General features: G+C 65.7%; 14 protein-coding genes. 4 read left to right on the forward strand and 10 right to left on the reverse strand.

Annotated elements, in window-relative coordinates; all coding sequences use genetic code 11:
• Positions 1-103 precede the first annotated feature (103 nt).
• Both pgeF and BMY06_RS16660 read right to left on the reverse strand, forming a co-directional pair.
• On the reverse strand, positions 104-985 hold the full coding sequence (pgeF, locus tag BMY06_RS16655; RefSeq protein ID WP_074984206.1) for a peptidoglycan editing factor PgeF: 882 nt from the start codon (positions 983-985) through the stop codon (positions 104-106).
• Positions 982-2,319, reverse strand: a complete 1,338-nt coding sequence (locus BMY06_RS16660; RefSeq protein ID WP_065060032.1) for an RluA family pseudouridine synthase — start codon at positions 2,317-2,319, stop codon at positions 982-984. The genes pgeF and BMY06_RS16660 overlap by 4 nt, the downstream gene beginning before the upstream one ends.
• A 40-nt stretch (positions 2,320-2,359) precedes the next feature.
• On the opposite strand from BMY06_RS16660, the gene BMY06_RS16665 reads away from it, so the two are divergent.
• On the forward strand, positions 2,360-3,250 hold the full coding sequence (locus BMY06_RS16665; protein WP_065060110.1) for an outer membrane protein assembly factor BamD: 891 nt from the start codon (positions 2,360-2,362) through the stop codon (positions 3,248-3,250).
• A 99-nt stretch (positions 3,251-3,349) separates the two neighbouring features.
• Here the strand turns inward: BMY06_RS16665 and rlmD are convergent, their stop codons facing one another.
• Positions 3,350-4,915, reverse strand: coding sequence for a 23S rRNA (uracil(1939)-C(5))-methyltransferase RlmD (gene rlmD, locus BMY06_RS16670; RefSeq protein WP_258365502.1), 1,566 nt, complete (start codon positions 4,913-4,915; stop codon positions 3,350-3,352).
• 364 nt (positions 4,916-5,279) lie between these two features.
• Between rlmD and BMY06_RS16675 the strand changes: the two genes are divergently transcribed.
• Complete coding sequence (locus tag BMY06_RS16675; protein ID WP_080180532.1) at positions 5,280-5,627, forward strand: hypothetical protein; 348 nt, start codon at positions 5,280-5,282, stop codon at positions 5,625-5,627.
• 85 nt (positions 5,628-5,712) lie between these two features.
• Positions 5,713-6,597: an endonuclease/exonuclease/phosphatase family protein gene (locus BMY06_RS16680; RefSeq protein WP_074984208.1), complete on the forward strand. Its 885-nt coding sequence runs from the start codon at positions 5,713-5,715 to the stop codon at positions 6,595-6,597.
• 29 nt (positions 6,598-6,626) lie between these two features.
• On the opposite strand, the gene BMY06_RS16685 is transcribed toward BMY06_RS16680, so the two are convergent.
• From BMY06_RS16685 to surE, 5 genes are all read right to left on the reverse strand, one after another.
• On the reverse strand, positions 6,627-7,409 hold the full coding sequence (locus BMY06_RS16685; protein ID WP_074984210.1) for a 3'-5' exonuclease: 783 nt from the start codon (positions 7,407-7,409) through the stop codon (positions 6,627-6,629).
• A gap of 67 nt (positions 7,410-7,476) precedes the next feature.
• Positions 7,477-8,559 (reverse strand): RNA polymerase sigma factor RpoS, encoded by a 1,083-nt coding sequence (gene rpoS, locus BMY06_RS16690; protein WP_074984211.1) that lies wholly within the window; start codon positions 8,557-8,559, stop codon positions 7,477-7,479.
• Between the two features lie 12 nt (positions 8,560-8,571).
• A complete protein-coding gene (locus BMY06_RS16695; protein WP_065060036.1) occupies positions 8,572-9,474 on the reverse strand; it encodes a peptidoglycan DD-metalloendopeptidase family protein in 903 nt (300 codons plus the stop codon).
• A 5-nt stretch (positions 9,475-9,479) separates the two neighbouring features.
• Positions 9,480-10,604 carry a protein-L-isoaspartate(D-aspartate) O-methyltransferase gene (locus BMY06_RS16700; RefSeq protein WP_074984213.1) on the reverse strand — a complete coding sequence of 375 codons (1,125 nt, stop codon included), beginning with the start codon at positions 10,602-10,604 and terminating at the stop codon, positions 9,480-9,482.
• On the reverse strand, positions 10,601-11,362 hold the full coding sequence (gene surE / locus BMY06_RS16705) for a 5'/3'-nucleotidase SurE (protein WP_074984214.1): 762 nt from the start codon (positions 11,360-11,362) through the stop codon (positions 10,601-10,603). Before surE ends, BMY06_RS16700 begins: the two co-directional genes overlap by 4 nt.
• A 246-nt stretch (positions 11,363-11,608) precedes the next feature.
• On the opposite strand from surE, the gene BMY06_RS16710 reads away from it, so the two are divergent.
• The gene (locus BMY06_RS16710; protein ID WP_074984216.1) at positions 11,609-12,580 is read left to right on the forward strand and encodes an NADPH:quinone oxidoreductase family protein; all 972 of its coding nucleotides are present in this window, start codon (positions 11,609-11,611) and stop codon (positions 12,578-12,580) included.
• Positions 12,581-12,687: 107 nt separating this feature from the next.
• On the opposite strand, the gene BMY06_RS16715 is transcribed toward BMY06_RS16710, so the two are convergent.
• Positions 12,688-13,992 carry a CaiB/BaiF CoA transferase family protein gene (locus BMY06_RS16715; RefSeq protein WP_065060040.1) on the reverse strand — a complete coding sequence of 435 codons (1,305 nt, stop codon included), beginning with the start codon at positions 13,990-13,992 and terminating at the stop codon, positions 12,688-12,690.
• Between the two features lie 66 nt (positions 13,993-14,058).
• Complete coding sequence (gene recR / locus BMY06_RS16720) at positions 14,059-14,655, reverse strand: recombination mediator RecR (RefSeq protein ID WP_065060041.1); 597 nt, start codon at positions 14,653-14,655, stop codon at positions 14,059-14,061.
• Positions 14,656-14,747 lie beyond the last annotated feature (92 nt).

Below are 14,747 nucleotides of genomic sequence, written 5' to 3' on the forward strand. Positions count from 1 at the left end.
GGCCAATCGCACATGAAAGCGATAAAGAAAAACGCGCTTCCACCGCGATAAGACTGCGAGGGAAGCGCGTATTCTGTTGACGACGCGGCGTGCCGGATGCCGTTCAGGGCGTGATCCAGATCAGGGCGGCCATGCGGCCCGTAACGGGCTCGCGGCGATACGAGTAGAAGCGCTCGCGATCTGTGAATGTGCACATGTCGCCGCCGCTCGCGTGCGCGATGCCCAGTCCGGCCAGTCGCAGGCGCGCGAGCGCCGGGAGATCGGCGAAGAATTTGCCCGGCGCTGCGGCGCGCGGCGCGAATGCGGCGGCGGTTGCAGCGAGCGTCGCGGCGCGTTGTGCGGCGTCGACAGCGTCGGCGTGATTCATGAACGCGTCACGCACGTCTGCCCCCACCTCGAAGGCTTGCGGGCCGATCGACGGACCGAGATACGCATGCAACGCACGCGTCTCGCAACCGGCGAGCGCGGCGACGCGGCGCGCCGTCGCTTCGATCACGCCGGCCGCGAGTCCGCGCCAGCCCGCGTGCGCAGCGCCCACCGCGCGCCCGTCGGGATCGCACAGCAGCACCGGCATGCAGTCGGCGACCATCACCGTACAGGCGATGCCGGGCTGATCCGTCACGCTCGCGTCCGCTTCGAGCGGCGTGCCTGCGCGCGCCGCCGCGAGCGCGTCGGCCGCATCCACCACGCGGGGACCGTGAATCTGCTTGAGCCACGCCGCCGGCACGCCCGCATGCGCGAGCAGACGCGCGCGATTGGCTTCGACCTGATCGAGATCGTCGCCCGAACCGCGTCCGAGATTCATGCCGCCGGGCAGATCGACGCCCTCGCCGTTCGCGTCGCCATGCCCCGACTGCCAGCGCCCGAACGGCGGCTCGCTGACACCGCCGTTACGCGTGGTGACGAAGGCGCGCACGCGCGGCGACGCACGCCAGTCCGGATGCAGCAGATCGGCGGCAATCAGTTCCGGGCAGGTCGTCGTCATGCGGGCTTGTCTCCCTTCGTGTGATCGTCGTGATCGCTTTCGTCGTCGCTTTCGCCTTCGTCGTGCCCGTCATCCTCGTCGTCGTGGTCATCTGCGTAATCCTCTTCGTTACTGCCGATTACGTAGCCCTCGTCGGTGTAGGCGCTGTCGAACATGTCGTCGAAGCCGTCTTCGTCCTCTTCCGCGCCGAAGCCGAGCGCTTCGATCAGCTCGTCCATGTCGTCCGGCACTTCGGCTCGCCACTGCATCGCGCGGCCCGTGACCGGATGGATGAGCCCGAGGCGCCAGGCGTGCAGCGCCTGACGCGCAAAGCCGTTGGGCAGCGCCGCGACCGAGCGCTTGCCGCGCGCGTGGCCGTAGACCGGATCGCCGAGCAGCGGATGGCCGACAGCCGCGCAATGCACGCGAATCTGGTGCGTGCGGCCGGTCTCCAGATCGCAATGGATCGCGCTGACCGGCTGGTTGTGCCAGAGCGTCTTGTCGATGCGGCGGAAATGCGTGCGCGCGGGCTTGCCCGACGCGCCCTTCACCACCGCCATGCGCGTGCGTTCGCGCGAATCGCGGCCGATCGGCGCGTCGATCGTGCCGGATTCGGCGATATTGCCCCAGACGAGCGCCAGATAGCGGCGCTTGACCGTGCGCGCCTGCAACTGGCGCACGAGGTCGGTCTGCGCCTCGAGCGTGCGCGCGACGACCATCAGCCCGGAAGTTTCCTTGTCGAGCCGATGCACGATGCCCGCGCGCGGCAGCCCCGCCGCCGCTTCGCCGTAGCGATGCAGCAGGCCGTTGAGAATCGTGCCGCTCCAGTTGCCCGCCGCCGGATGGACGACGAGGCCCGCGGGCTTGTTGATGACGACGATCGCGTCATCTTCGTAAATAATTTCGAGCGGCACCGGCTCGGGCGTGAACGCGAGCTGCTCGGGCAGCAGGTCCGGCACGAGTTCGATCGTCGCGCCAAGCGGCACCGGCTGGCGCACCTTGGCCGGTTTGCCGTCGACCAGCACGCGCTGCGCCTCGATCCAGCTTTGCAGCCGGTTACGCGAAAATTCGGGGAAAACCTTGGCGAGCACCTTGTCGAGACGCTCGCCCGCAAGCTCGTCGGGCACGTCGGCGCGACGCGCTTCCTGCTCCTGCTGAGCCTGACGCGTACGGGGCTTTCCCGCCGGAATACCGCCAGAAATAGCGCCTGAAGCCTCTTCGGAGACGTCTCCGATCAGGTCGTCGTCAAGCGCCTCATTGGCTGCTGCGGCATTGGGGTCATCGCCCAGGCTATAATCGCTGATGCTGTTTTGGGCGCCGGGAGCGCCGGCACCCGGAGTAACTGAACGGGTCATTGAGTCTGGGTCACCTGTGGACCTGAAGCTGGACTGGAAAATGCGAGCCTTGAACACGATTACGAAACTGGCCCAATATGCGGTGGCCCGGAACGCGGCACGAGCACAAACGCTCGGCAAGATTGGCAACATCATTCGCATTGCCGCCTGCGGCGCTGCGATTGCCGCTGTCGCGGCCTGCCACGGCCTGCCGGAAAAGACCGACGAAACGGCAATGTGGAACAACAACAAATTATATACGGAGGCCCAGGACGCGCTGTCCGGCGGCGACTGGGGCAAGTGCGCGAAATATTTCGAGCAGCTCGAAGGTCGCGATCCGTTCGGCCACTTCGCCCAGCAAGCGCAGATCAACGTTGCCTACTGTAACTGGAAGGACAACGAGAACGACGCGGCCGACCAGGCGATCAACCGCTTTATCCAGCTGCACCCGGATCACCCGGACATCGCCTACGCGTACTACCTGAAAGGCATGATCCACTTCAACGACGACCTCGGTCTGTTCGGCCGCTTCTCCGGCCAGGACATGAGCGAGCGCGATCCGAAGTCGCTGCGCGAGTCGTATGACGCGTTCAAGGTGGTCGTCGACAAGTACCCGCAGAGCAAGTACGCCCCCGACGCGGCGCAGCGCATGCGCTACATCGTGAACGCGCTGGCTTCGCACGAAGTGCACGCGGCCGACTACTACTATCGTCGCGGCGCCTACGTGGCGGCCATCAACCGCGCGCAGCTCGCGATCACCGAGTACAAGAGCGCCCCGGCGATCGAAGACGCGCTGCACATCATGATGCTGTCGTACCAGAAGCTCGAGCAGCCGCAACTGGCCGACGACACGCGCCGCGTGCTCGCCGCCACGTTCCCGGACAGCCCGTACATCACGGGTCACGCGCGTCCGACCAAGGGCGACAACAAGTCCTGGTGGCAAGTCTGGTAAGCGCTGTTCAGTCACCGCGCCGGCCGTTATGCGGTCGCCGCGGGCTGAAACAAAAAACGCCACGGTTTTCCGTGGCGTTTTTTTATGCGCTCGCGCGGATCAATCGCGCTCGAACAGGGCGATCGATTCGACGTGCGAGGTGTGCGGGAACATGTTCACCACGCCCGCGCCCTTGAGGCGATAACCGGCTTCGTTGACCAGCACGCCCGCGTCGCGCGCCAGCGTCGCCGGACTGCACGACACGTAGACGATGCGCTTGGGCAGCGGACCGTTGCCGCTCTGCGCGATCTCGGCGAGCGCCTGCGACACCGCGAATGCGCCTTCGCGCGGCGGATCGACCAGAAACTTGTCGAAGTGGCCGAGCGCGCGGATATCGTCGGCGGTGACTTCGAACAGGTTGCGGCAGGCGAACGACGTATGACCGTCCACGCCGTTGGCGCGCGCGTTTTCGAGCGCGCGCGTCGTCAACTGCTCGCTGCCTTCGATGCCGACCACCTCGCGCGACAGACGCGCCAGCGGCAGCGTGAAGTTGCCGATCCCGCAGAACAGATCGAGCACGCGGTCGCCCGGCTCGGGCGCGAGCAGACGCAGCGCGCGGCCCACGAGCACGCGGTTGATCTGATGATTGACCTGCGTGAAGTCGGTCGGCTTGAACGGCATGCGGATGTCGAATTCCGGCAGCGTGTAGTCGAGCGGCGTGTCGAGCGGATAGAACGGGAACACCGTCTCCGGGCCCTTCGGCTGCAGCCAGAACTGCACGTTGTGCTCGTCGGCGAATGCGCGCAGCAGATCTTCGTCGGCGGCCGTAATCGGCTCCAGGATGCGCAGCACGAGCGCCGTGACGCTCGAACCGACAGCCAGCTCGATCTGCGGCATGCGATCGCGAATCGACAGCCCTTCCACCAGCTTGCGCAGCGGCACCAGCATCGCCGAAACGTGCTGCGGCAGCACTTCACAACTCGTCATGTCGGCCACGTAGCTGCTCTTGCGCTCGTGGAAACCGACCAGCACGCCGCCCTTCTTCGGCACGTTGCGCACGGTCAGGCGCGCGCGATAGCGATAACCCCACGACGGCCCGTGAATCGGGCGGAACATCGTTTCTGAACGCACCTTCGAGAGATGCTGAAGATTGTCTTCGAGCACGCGTTGCTTGACGGCGATCTGGGCGCGCACGTCCAGATGCTGCATCGAACAGCCGCCGCATTTGCCGAAGTACGGACATTGCGGCTTGGTGCGGATCGCGCTTTCGCGCAGCACGCTCACGACTTCCGCCTGTTCGAACGTCGGTTTCTTGCGATAGCTCAGATACGTGACGCGTTCGCCCGGCAGTGCGCCCTCGACGAAGATCACCTTGCCCGGCTCGCCCGTTTCGGTGACGGTGCGGCCCACGCCGCGCGCCTCCATATCGAGCGATTCAATTTCGAGAATCGGGGCCTGAGCGACCGAGGCTTCCACGGCGGCGCGCTTGTCGGCGCGGCGTTCGCGTTTGCTGCGCTTCTTCGAGGGCGCGACGGGGAGCGCACCGGCCTGAAGGGGCGCGGCGTGGAGAGTTTCGGCTTGAGGGTCGGGGGCAGCTTGGGACACCAGCGGATTCCTGACAGACAGTGGGGGTGGATTTTTTGGGCGAAGGCGAGATTGTAGTCGATTCGGCGGCCGCGACCTCATGCGCGCCGCGTCGCGCTGCACGGAAATCACGCTAAACGACGCGATCTGCGCCTGCGCCGAGTCTGAAAATCGGACCGCTGCGCTTTCAGATTAGTCTGATGCCCGTGACTGACGCCCGTCAGTACGATGGTTCTTGCGACGTGCCTGCGACGCGCACCGATCTCCAGCGGCTTCCATCGATACCACCCGCAGACTCCGCTTTCTTTCCGTTTGATCTCCGCCCGACGCCATTTTCGCTCGGCGTCTTCGCGCGGCATTTCGGATTCCCGAATAGATCGCCCATCCGGTTTCGGACTCATCTGATGGAAACGGCACGGCGTTCAGCGTACTCGTTGCAGACCCCATCACTATTTTCGACATCGCCATGAAAACCCTGCTTTGCTGCACACTCGGCGCCGCGGCGCTGGCACTCGCCGCCTGCTCCGCGCCCACGGCCAAACCGGAAACCGTCATGTCCACGGTCGCGCCCGGCATGACGCAAAACGACGTCATCAAGCGCGTCGGCCCGCCCGACCGGTTCTACGGCGAAAGCGGCAACGAATGCTTCCAGTATGCGCTCGGCAAATACGGCAATGTGCCGTTCGCCATCTATTTCAAACGCCAGGCGGTCATTGCGACCGCGCGCGCGACCTGCGATCCCGCACAGGTCCGCGCGGCTGCCGGGCCGGCCGTCGCCTGGCATTCGACCGACTACAGCGTCACGCGCCGCTGATTCGCGCAACGCAAGCATCGTTTCTGCACGGCTTCCTGCACGATACTGTCCAGATCTTCTCGTCTCGCAATCGCGGGAGTTCGCCATGAAACTCGTGAGCTGGAACGTGCAGTGGGGCCGCAACGCATCGGGCATCGTCGATCTCGCGCGCACCGTGCGCGAAGCCCGGCGGCTCGCCGACTTCGACGTGCTCTGTCTACAGGAAATCACGCGCGGTTTTCACGCGCTGCCGGGCGGTCCCGGCGACGATCAATTCGCGGAACTCGCGGCACTGCTGCCGGGCTTCACCGTGATCGAGGCGATTGGTGCCGATCTGCCCCCGGTGTCCGCGCACGCGGGTCGATCCGTCGGAAAACGGCGGCAGTTCGGCAATGCGCTCGCGACGCGGCTGCCTGTCGCGCAGGTGTTCCGCCATCTGCTGCCCTGGCCCGCCGACGAGGCTGCGCCCTCGATGCAGCGTGTGGCGCTCGAAGCCGTCCTCGATGTTTCGGGCGCGACGACCGCGGGCGGCGCGCTGCGCATCCTCGTGACTCATCTGGAGTTTTATTCGGAACGCCAACGGCTGGCGCAGGTGGATGAGTTGCGCCGCTTGCAGCGCGAAGCCGCCGGACACGCGGCGCAGCCCGCACCGGCTGAAAACGCCGACGGGCCGTTCGCACGCACCGCCCGGCCCGCGAGCGCAATCGTCTGCGGCGATTTCAACAGCGAATGGAATAGCGCGGCGTACCGGCGCATGCTGGCGCCGATCGATGACAGCCCGGCCTTTATCGACGCCTGGGCCGCGCTGCACCCGGGCGCGACGCCGCCGCCCACGGCAGGCGTCTACGACACGCAGCAATGGCCCGACGGACCGATCAGCTGCGACTTCGTGTTCGTCACGGAGGATTTGAGCGCGCGTCTTAAGCGCTGCGAGTTCGACGGCGCGACGCAGGCGTCGGATCATCAGCCGGTCGTACTCGACATCGACTGATCCCGAGCACGAACGCGTGCCGCACCGACTTACTCGGCGTCGCCGAACGCCTTCAGATATTCGTCCCAGTGCGGCGCCGTTTCGGCCGCGAGCGACTGCTTCACGAAGGTGATTTCGTCCGCATATTCACGCTCGCTGAAGCCGCCGCGCATCATCTGAAAGCGGCAGTAAAGCAGATACGTATTGACCACGTCCGTTTCGCAGTAATTGCGGATTTCCTCGATCTGGCCCGCCTGGAACGCCGTCCACACCTGGCCGCCGTCCATGCCGAGCTTGCCCGGGAAGCCGCACAGCTTCGCGAGCGCGTCGAGCGGCGCGTTGGCGCGCGCCTGGTACATCGCGAGCAGGTCCATCAGGTCGGTGTGACGCGAGTGATAGCGGCTGATGTAGTTGTTCCACTTGAACTCGCGGTCCGCATCGCCCATTTCCCAGTAGCGCACCGCGCGAATGCCGTGCACCAGCGCGCGGTAGTGCAGCACGGGCAGATCGAAGCCACCGCCGTTCCACGACACCAGTTGCGGCGAATACTTCTCGATGGTGCGATAGAACGAGTCGATCAGCTTGGCCTCGCCGTCACCGGGCGTGCCGAGCGAGCGCACGCGAAAGCCCTGGCCGTCGCGGAACACACAGGAAATCGCGGCCACGCGTTGCAGATGATGCGGCAGGAAATCGCTGCCCGTCTTCTCGCGGCGCGCGGCGAACGCGTGTTCGGCCACTTCGGCGTCGGTGAGCGTGGCGGGCAGATCTTCGAGACGGCGAATGCCGTCCACATCGGGAATCGTCTCGATGTCGAATACGAGTACAGGTGTCATACCGGATAGCAGCACGGAATCGGCGCGGACAGCACGCGCCGAAGGGGTTGTTCTGGGTGAGTCGGGCTTAGAGAACGGCGTCCTTGCGCACGCCGTTCGACGCGAAAAAGCGTTTGAGGCGCACCAGCGCTTCCTGCTGGATCTGCCGCACGCGCTCGCGCGTGAGGCCCATTTCGTCGGCCAGTTCTTCGAGTGTGGCCGGTTCGATATGGTTCAGGCCAAAGCGCCGTTCAATGACGTGACGATGCTTGTCCGACAAACGGCCGAGCCATGCGCGCGTCAGCGTTTCCAGTTCGCGATGCTGCACTTCGGCATCGGGCGACTGGCTCTGGTCGTCGGACAGCAGATCGAGCAGACTGCTCGCAGGATCGAGATCGAGCGGCGCGTCGAGCGAAGCCGTATGCTCGTTGAGCGCGAGGATGTCGGTGACTTCCTCGGTGGTCTTGCCGGTGAGATAGGCGATGTCGTCGATGCTCGCGTCGCGCCGTTCCGACGCCGCGTTGGTGTTCATCGAATTCTTCTCCAGATGGCGCTTGGCGCGCAGCACCTGGTTGAGTTCGCGGATCACGTGCACGGGCAGGCGCACCGTGCGTGCCTGGTTCATGATCGCGCGCTCGATACTCTGACGGATCCACCAGGTGGCGTAGGTAGAAAACCGGAAGCCGCGCGTAGGATCGAACTTCTCGATCGCGTGCATGAGACCGAGGTTGCCTTCCTCGATGAGATCGAGCAAAGGCACGCCGCGATTCAGATAACCTTTCGCAATGCTCACGACGAGACGCAAATTGCGCTCGATCATGACCTGACGCGCCTCGAACTCGCCGGCCTTCGCCAGACGCGAGTAGCGCTGCTCCTCCTCGACGGTGAGCAGCGGCTTGACGCTGATCCGGTTCAGATAATGCTGGATGGTGTCGGCCGTGAGCTCGGCCTGAAGGATGGCGCGGAAATCGTCGGCGTCCGAGGGCGCGGCGCCCTCTTCGCCTTCGCGGCTGCTACTTTCTTCGGAGCCCGATTCACGCTCTTCGCGTTCCTCGCGCTCCTCGAAATCGCGCTCCTCGTCGTCGGCCGCCTGCGCGCCGTCCTCCACCGAAACCTGGGCGGCTTGACTGTCAGACTCGGCTTGCTGCAGACGGCGCTTCGATTTCGGCATGGTCGGCTCGCTTTATTGCGGCGGCAAGTACTTCAGTGGGTCGACGGGCTTGCCCTGACGGCGTACTTCGAAATGCAGCATCACGCGATCGGAGTCAGTATTGCCCATTTCGGCAATCTTCTGTCCCTTGGTGACCGCATCGCCCTCTTTTACCATCAAAGCCCGGTTGTGTGCGTACGCTGTCAAAAACGTGGCGTCATGCTTGATGATAATGAGATTGCCGTATCCGCGCAGCCCATTTCCGGCATAAACCACGCGGCCATCGCCTGCTGCCTTGACCGGATCGCCCGCTGCGCCGCCGATATTGATGCCCTTGTTCTTCGAATCGTCGAAGCCGTTGAGCAACGGACCGCGCACCGGCCACGCGAGCGCGATGCTGCCGCCCGGCGCCGCGGCCATGTCGCCCGTGCTGGCAGCGGGCGGCACGGCGGCTTGCGGCGCCGACGTGGCATTCGCACCCGAACCGATCATCGGCGGCATGGCAGCCTGCGAGCCCGGCGGCGGCGAAGCCGCCATACCCGGCACAGGTGCGGTCACGACGCCCGGCGTGTAGGCCGCAGCATTGCTCGCACCCGGCGGCACGACACGCAGCAACTGATCCACCTCAATCTGGTTCGGATTGGTGAGGTTGTTCCACGTGGCGATGTCGCGATAGTTCTGACCGTTTTCGAGCGCAATCCTATAGAGAGTGTCGCCCGGCTTCACCCGGTAATATCCCGGAGGCGGCGGACCGAGCGGCACCGGCGGCTGCGCGCCGGCCGTACCGAGCGGTGCGGTGCGGTCAACGACGGGCGCGTTGTCGAGACGCGTCGCGCAGGCCGTCAGGAGACAGAGCGCGATGACCGAGGCACTGCGTTGGGCCGCGGTCAGGTCGATATTCAAGCGTTTTCTTTGCATCGCGCGCAACATACTCATCGGTTTCAGATCACTCCGGATTTTAAAGGGACAAAGAAAACGCGATCAAGCCGCGACTCCCGCCATTGCGCCGGACCCGTGCGCTCCACGAGCGTGAGCACCTGGGTCTGTTCGTCCTGCTCGGCGACCGGCGCCACGAGCCGGCCGCCAATGGCGAGCTGCTCGAGCAGCGCCTGCGGCACGTCGAAGCCCGCGGCGGCAATCACAACCGCGTCGAACGGCGCCGCCGACGGCAAACCGAGCCGTCCGTCGCCGTAATGCAAGCGGATGTTCGGGATGCGCAGCGGACGCAGGTTCGTCTTCGCGCGCTCGTATAACGGCTTGATGCGTTCAATCGAATACACATCGCGTGCAATCCGGCTCAAGACCGCGGCCTGATAGCCGCAGCCCGTGCCGATTTCGAGCACGCGGTCGAGCTCCCGGCCCGCGCCCGCGAGTTCCAGCATGCGGGCGACGACCGAAGGCTTCGAGATGGTCTGGTGATGACCGATCGGCAGCGCCGCATCTTCGTAAGCCTGGGCCGCGAGACCCGGATCGACGAACATGTGGCGCGGCACGGCCGCGAGCGCCTGCAGCACGCGCGGATCGGTCACGCCATTGGCACGCAGGCGTTCGACCATGCGTTCGCGCACCCGTTCCGAAGTCAGCGCAAGTGCACCGTTGAGCGCAACGCCGGGCGCACCGGCGCTGGGCGTCACGTGCGGCCGCGCCTGCACGGCCGTGTGCGGCTGAGACGGCCTGGCGGACGGCGCCGACGCCCCTTGAAACGATTGCGCGGCACGCGTGCCGAGATCGGCACGCGGCTTGGCCGACGCGCTGCCTGGCGAACTACCCAGTGAACTACCCGACGAACCACCGGAAAGATGGCCAGGATGCGCGGATTTGCGCGCGGGCGAAGCCGCGCTGTGCGCGGCGCCCGGCGGCTTGGCGGCCTTGACGCCGGTGCCCGCGCCCACGACACCCGATGCGCCCGGACCGCGCGCACCCGGCGCGGCCTTCGCGACCGTGCCCTTCGCGATGCCGGGCTTGCTCGCGGACGCGAGCGAACCGCGCGCGTCGTCGCGACGACGCGGCTCGCGCACGAGATCCGCGAGGCCCAGCGGGAAACGCTTCGTGCGCTCGCCCGTCATGAAGCGCCGCCGCCCTGGCGCACCCAGTCGTGCGTCGCCGGCAACATGTGCGTATGCGTGAGGTCGAGTTGCAGCGGCGTGATCGACACATGACCGTTCGCGACTGCGTGGAAGTCCGTGCCCTCGCTCGCGTCGCGCGCGCTGCCCGACGGACCGATCCAGTAGATCGGTTCGCCGCGCGGATTGGTTTCGCGGATCACGGGCTGCGAGGGATGGCGCTTGCCGAGGCGCGTCACGCGCCAGTCGCCGATTTCCTCGTAGGGCAGGTTCGGGATGTTGACGTTCAGCAGCGGGCTGTCCGGCAGCGGATGTTCGAGGTAATGCTTGACGATTTCGGCCGCGACGCGCGCGGCGGAATCGAGGTGCACCCAATCCTTCTCGACGAGCGAGAACGCAATGGCGGGCACGCCGAACATGATGCCTTCGGTTGCCGCCGCGACCGTGCCCGAGTAAAGCGTGTCTTCGCCCATGTTCTGGCCGTTGTTGATGCCGGACACGACGAGATCGGGCTTGTGCTCGAGCATGCCCGTGAGCGCGATATGCACGGAGTCGGTGGGCGTGCCGTTGACGTAATAAAAGCCCGTCGAGGCCGAGCGCAACACCGAAAGCGGGCGCCACAGCGTGAGCGAGTTGGAAGCGGCGCTGCAGTTCTGCTCGGGCGCCATCACCGTGACTTCGCCGAGCGGCTTGATCGCTTCGTAAAGCGCGGCAAGGCCGGGGGCGAGGTAACCGTCGTCGTTGCTGATCAGGATTCGCATCAGCCGATTGTAACCGAGGAAAGAAGGCAGGCGAACGACAGGCGGAGGCCCGCTGCGTCGCCGCTTACGACTCCACGCGCGGCGCATTCCTACGATCGCTTTCATGAGATCGCAGGGCCATTTTCCGATGTTCCTCTTGTATGCTTCTTCGAAAGAAAACTGCACGACCGTTCGCAATCTGTCGGATTGCCGTACACTGTGCTGCTGTGCAGTATCCATGACCGAAGTGACAAGACAGGAGACACGATGCGCGCAATCCGCTGCAACCAGTACGGCCCGCCCGACACGCTCTCGATCGAGGAACTGCCCGACCTCGTGCCGGGCGCGGGCCAGGTCGTCATCGACGTGAAAGCCGCGGCCGTCAACTTCCCCGACGTGCTGATCATCGAGAACAAATATCAGGTCAAGCCGCAGTTGCCGTTCACGCCGGGTGCGGAAGTCGCGGGCATCGTGCGCGCAGCGGGCGAAGGCGTGAAGTTCGCGCCCGGCACGCGCGTGGTCGCCTACGTGGGCAACGGCGGCTTTGCGCAGCAGGCCATCGCCGAAGCGGCCGCCTGCGTGCCGCTGCCCGAAGGCGCCGACTTCGCGACGGCCGCCGCCTTCACGCTCGCCTACGGCACCTCGCATCACGCGGTGGTCGACCGCGCGGCGCTGCGTGCGGGCGAGACGATGCTCGTGCTCGGCGCGGCGGGCGGCGTGGGCCTCGCGGCGGTGGAGATCGGCAAGGCGCTGGGCGCACGCGTGATCGCGGCGGCATCGAGCGAAGAAAAGCTTGAAGTCTGCCGCCGCTTCGGCGCCGACGCGACCATCAACTACACGACCGAGGATCTGCGCGAGCGCATCAAGGCGCTCACCGACGGCAAGGGCCCGGACGTGATCTACGATCCGGTCGGCGGCGAGTATGCGGAACCGGCGTTCCGCAGCATCGGCTGGCGCGGGCGCTATCTGGTGGTCGGCTTCGCCAACGGCGAGATTCCGAAGCTGCCGCTCAATCTCGCGCTGCTCAAGGGCGCGAGTCTCGTCGGCGTGTTCTGGGGCGATTACGCGCGCCGCGAACCGAAGAACAATGCGGCTGCGTTCGCGGAGATGGTCGGCTGGATCGGCGAAGGCAAGCTCAAGCCGTATGTCTCGAAGCGCTACACGCTCGACGAAACCGCGCAGGCGCTCAAGGACATGGCCTCGCGCAAGGTCACCGGCAAGATCGTCATCGAACCCTGAGTCGCGAATCGGCGTCCGGAACCGGCATCCGGTTCGCGCACAATGAAAAAAGGCTCGCTGAATGCGAGCCTTTTTGTTGTTGCAACGGCCACGCAGGCCGCCGCGCGCTACACGACCTGCTGCTCGTGCAGCCGCGCGATCTGATCGGCGTCGTAGCCGAGCGAGCGCAGCACTTCGTCGGTGTGCTCGCCGAGCGCCGGACCGAGCCAGCGCGTGTCGCCAGGCGTCGCCGAGAGCTTGGGCGTGACGCCGGGCAGCGCGATATCGACGCCCTCGCCCGGCTCGCCAGCTTCACCATTCGCGCCCTTCGTCTGCCAGCGGAACTGCTGGATCATCTGGCGCGCGGCGAACTGCGGATCGGTGAACATGTCTGCGGCGCTGTAGATGCGGCCCGCGGGCACGTCGGCGGCATTGAGCACGTCGAGCGCCTCGTCGATGGTGCGCGACGACAGCCACGCGGCAATCGCGCCATCGATCTCGGCGGTGCGCGGCACGCGACCGTCGTTGTGCGCGAGCGCGGGATCGCTGGCGAGATCCTCGCGCTCGATCGCCGTCATCAGCCGTTTGAAAATCGGATCGCTATTGCCGCCGATCACGATGCTGCCGTCGCGGCACGGATACGTATTCGACGGCACGATGCCCGGCAGCGACGCACCCGTGCGCTCGCGCACCATGCCGTACACGCCATATTCGGGCACCACGCTTTCCATCATGTTGAAGACGGCTTCGTAGAGCGCCACGTCGACGATCTGACCGCTGCCGCCGTTCATGTTGCGATGATGCAGCGCCATCATCGCGCCGATCACGCCATGCAGCGCCGCGATCGAATCGCCGATCGAAATGCCGATGCGCGGCGGCGGCAGTTCGGGATAGCCGGTGATGTGACGCAGACCGCCCATCGACTCGGCAATCGCGCCGAAGCCCGGACGATCGCGATACGGCCCGGTCTGGCCATAGCCCGACAGCCGCACCATCACGAGACCGGGGTTGTGCTTCGAGAGCACGTCGTAACCGAGCCCGAGTTTTTCGAGCAGCCCGGGCCGGAAGTTCTCGACGACGATGTCCGCCTCCGCCGCCAGACGACGCACGATCTCCTTGCCCTCTTCGGCCTTGAGATTGACCGTCACCGACTTCTTGTTACGCGCCTGCACGGCCCACCAGAGCGATGTGCCGCCGGCCTCGGGCCAGAGCTTGCGCCACTTGCGCAGCGGGTCGCCGCCCTTCGGGTCCTCGATCTTGATGACTTCGGCGCCGAACTCGCCCAGAAAACGCGCGGCGAACGGGCCCGCGATCAGCGTGCCGAGTTCGAGCACCTTCACGCCCGCGAGCGGACCCGCGCTTTTTGCATCGGCGTTCGCGCCGGTGTTGGCTCCCGTCTGGGCGCCGGATTCGTTGGATGCGGCTGCGCTCATGTGTCTCCTTGCGTGTTCTTCGCTGCGTCTCGGGTCGCTTGCATCGAGCCGCTTGCATCGAGCCGCTTACATCGAGCGGCGGTCGAGCATCGCGCGCGCAATCGTGCCCGCGTCGACGTATTCGAGTTCGCCGCCCACCGGCACGCCGCGCGCGAGTCGCGTGACCGCGAGGCCGCGCGCCTTGAGCGTCTGGCCGAGATAGTGCGCGGTCGCCTCGCCTTCGTTCGTGAAGTTGGTTGCGAGCACGACTTCCTTGACGACGCCGTCGGAGGCGCGCTTCACGAGGCGGTCAAAATGAATTTCCTTGGGACCGATGCCGTCGAGCGGGCTCAGATGCCCCATCAGCACGAAATACAGCCCGCGATACGTAAGGGTCTGTTCGAGCATGATCTGGTCGGCGGGCGTCTCGACCACGCAGAGCAGCGTGGGATCGCGCTCATCGTCGAGACAGGTTTCGCACACCTGAGCTTCGGTAAACGTGTTGCACTTCTCGCAGTGCTTGAGGTTCTCGGTGGCGAACGTGAGCGCACGGCCGAGCTTTTCAGCGCCTTCGCGGTCGTGCTGCATCAGGTGATAGGCCATGCGCTGCGCCGACTTCGGCCCGACGCCGGGCAACACGCGCAGCGCTTCGACGAGCGCCGACAGGGCGGAAGGTTGTTTCATGCGGATTCAGCGCGGCAAAGCGGTAAGCGGACGATAAACGGACAAGAGCGATCGATGATCCCGCCATCGACGCGCGCTCAAGTCAACCAGCA

Origin of the sequence: Paraburkholderia tropica (assembly GCF_900109265.1) — a bacterium.
In the GTDB taxonomy this organism is placed as follows: Bacteria; Pseudomonadota; Gammaproteobacteria; order Burkholderiales; family Burkholderiaceae; genus Paraburkholderia; species Paraburkholderia tropica.

What these genes read in the sequence shown, in the direction of transcription:
- rlmD (WP_258365502.1), bottom strand. Translation starts at nt 4,915, where the DNA reads ATGAGGTCGCGGCCGCCGAATCGACTACAATCTCGCCTTCGCCCAAAA.
- BMY06_RS16710 (WP_074984216.1), top strand. Translation starts at nt 11,609, where the DNA reads ATGCGCGCAATCCGCTGCAACCAGTACGGCCCGCCCGACACGCTCTCG.
- BMY06_RS16715 (WP_065060040.1), bottom strand. Translation starts at nt 13,992, where the DNA reads ATGAGCGCAGCCGCATCCAACGAATCCGGCGCCCAGACGGGAGCCAAC.
- BMY06_RS16685 (WP_074984210.1), bottom strand. Translation starts at nt 7,409, where the DNA reads ATGACACCTGTACTCGTATTCGACATCGAGACGATTCCCGATGTGGAC.
- BMY06_RS16675 (WP_080180532.1), top strand. Translation starts at nt 5,280, where the DNA reads ATGAAAACCCTGCTTTGCTGCACACTCGGCGCCGCGGCGCTGGCACTC.
- BMY06_RS16680 (WP_074984208.1), top strand. Translation starts at nt 5,713, where the DNA reads ATGAAACTCGTGAGCTGGAACGTGCAGTGGGGCCGCAACGCATCGGGC.
- recR (WP_065060041.1), bottom strand. Translation starts at nt 14,655, where the DNA reads ATGAAACAACCTTCCGCCCTGTCGGCGCTCGTCGAAGCGCTGCGCGTG.
- surE (WP_074984214.1), bottom strand. Translation starts at nt 11,362, where the DNA reads ATGCGAATCCTGATCAGCAACGACGACGGTTACCTCGCCCCCGGCCTT.
- BMY06_RS16665 (WP_065060110.1), top strand. Translation starts at nt 2,360, where the DNA reads ATGCGAGCCTTGAACACGATTACGAAACTGGCCCAATATGCGGTGGCC.
- pgeF (WP_074984206.1), bottom strand. Translation starts at nt 985, where the DNA reads ATGACGACGACCTGCCCGGAACTGATTGCCGCCGATCTGCTGCATCCG.
- BMY06_RS16660 (WP_065060032.1), bottom strand. Translation starts at nt 2,319, where the DNA reads ATGACCCGTTCAGTTACTCCGGGTGCCGGCGCTCCCGGCGCCCAAAAC.
- rpoS (WP_074984211.1), bottom strand. Translation starts at nt 8,559, where the DNA reads ATGCCGAAATCGAAGCGCCGTCTGCAGCAAGCCGAGTCTGACAGTCAA.
- BMY06_RS16700 (WP_074984213.1), bottom strand. Translation starts at nt 10,604, where the DNA reads ATGACGGGCGAGCGCACGAAGCGTTTCCCGCTGGGCCTCGCGGATCTC.
- BMY06_RS16695 (WP_065060036.1), bottom strand. Translation starts at nt 9,474, where the DNA reads ATGAGTATGTTGCGCGCGATGCAAAGAAAACGCTTGAATATCGACCTG.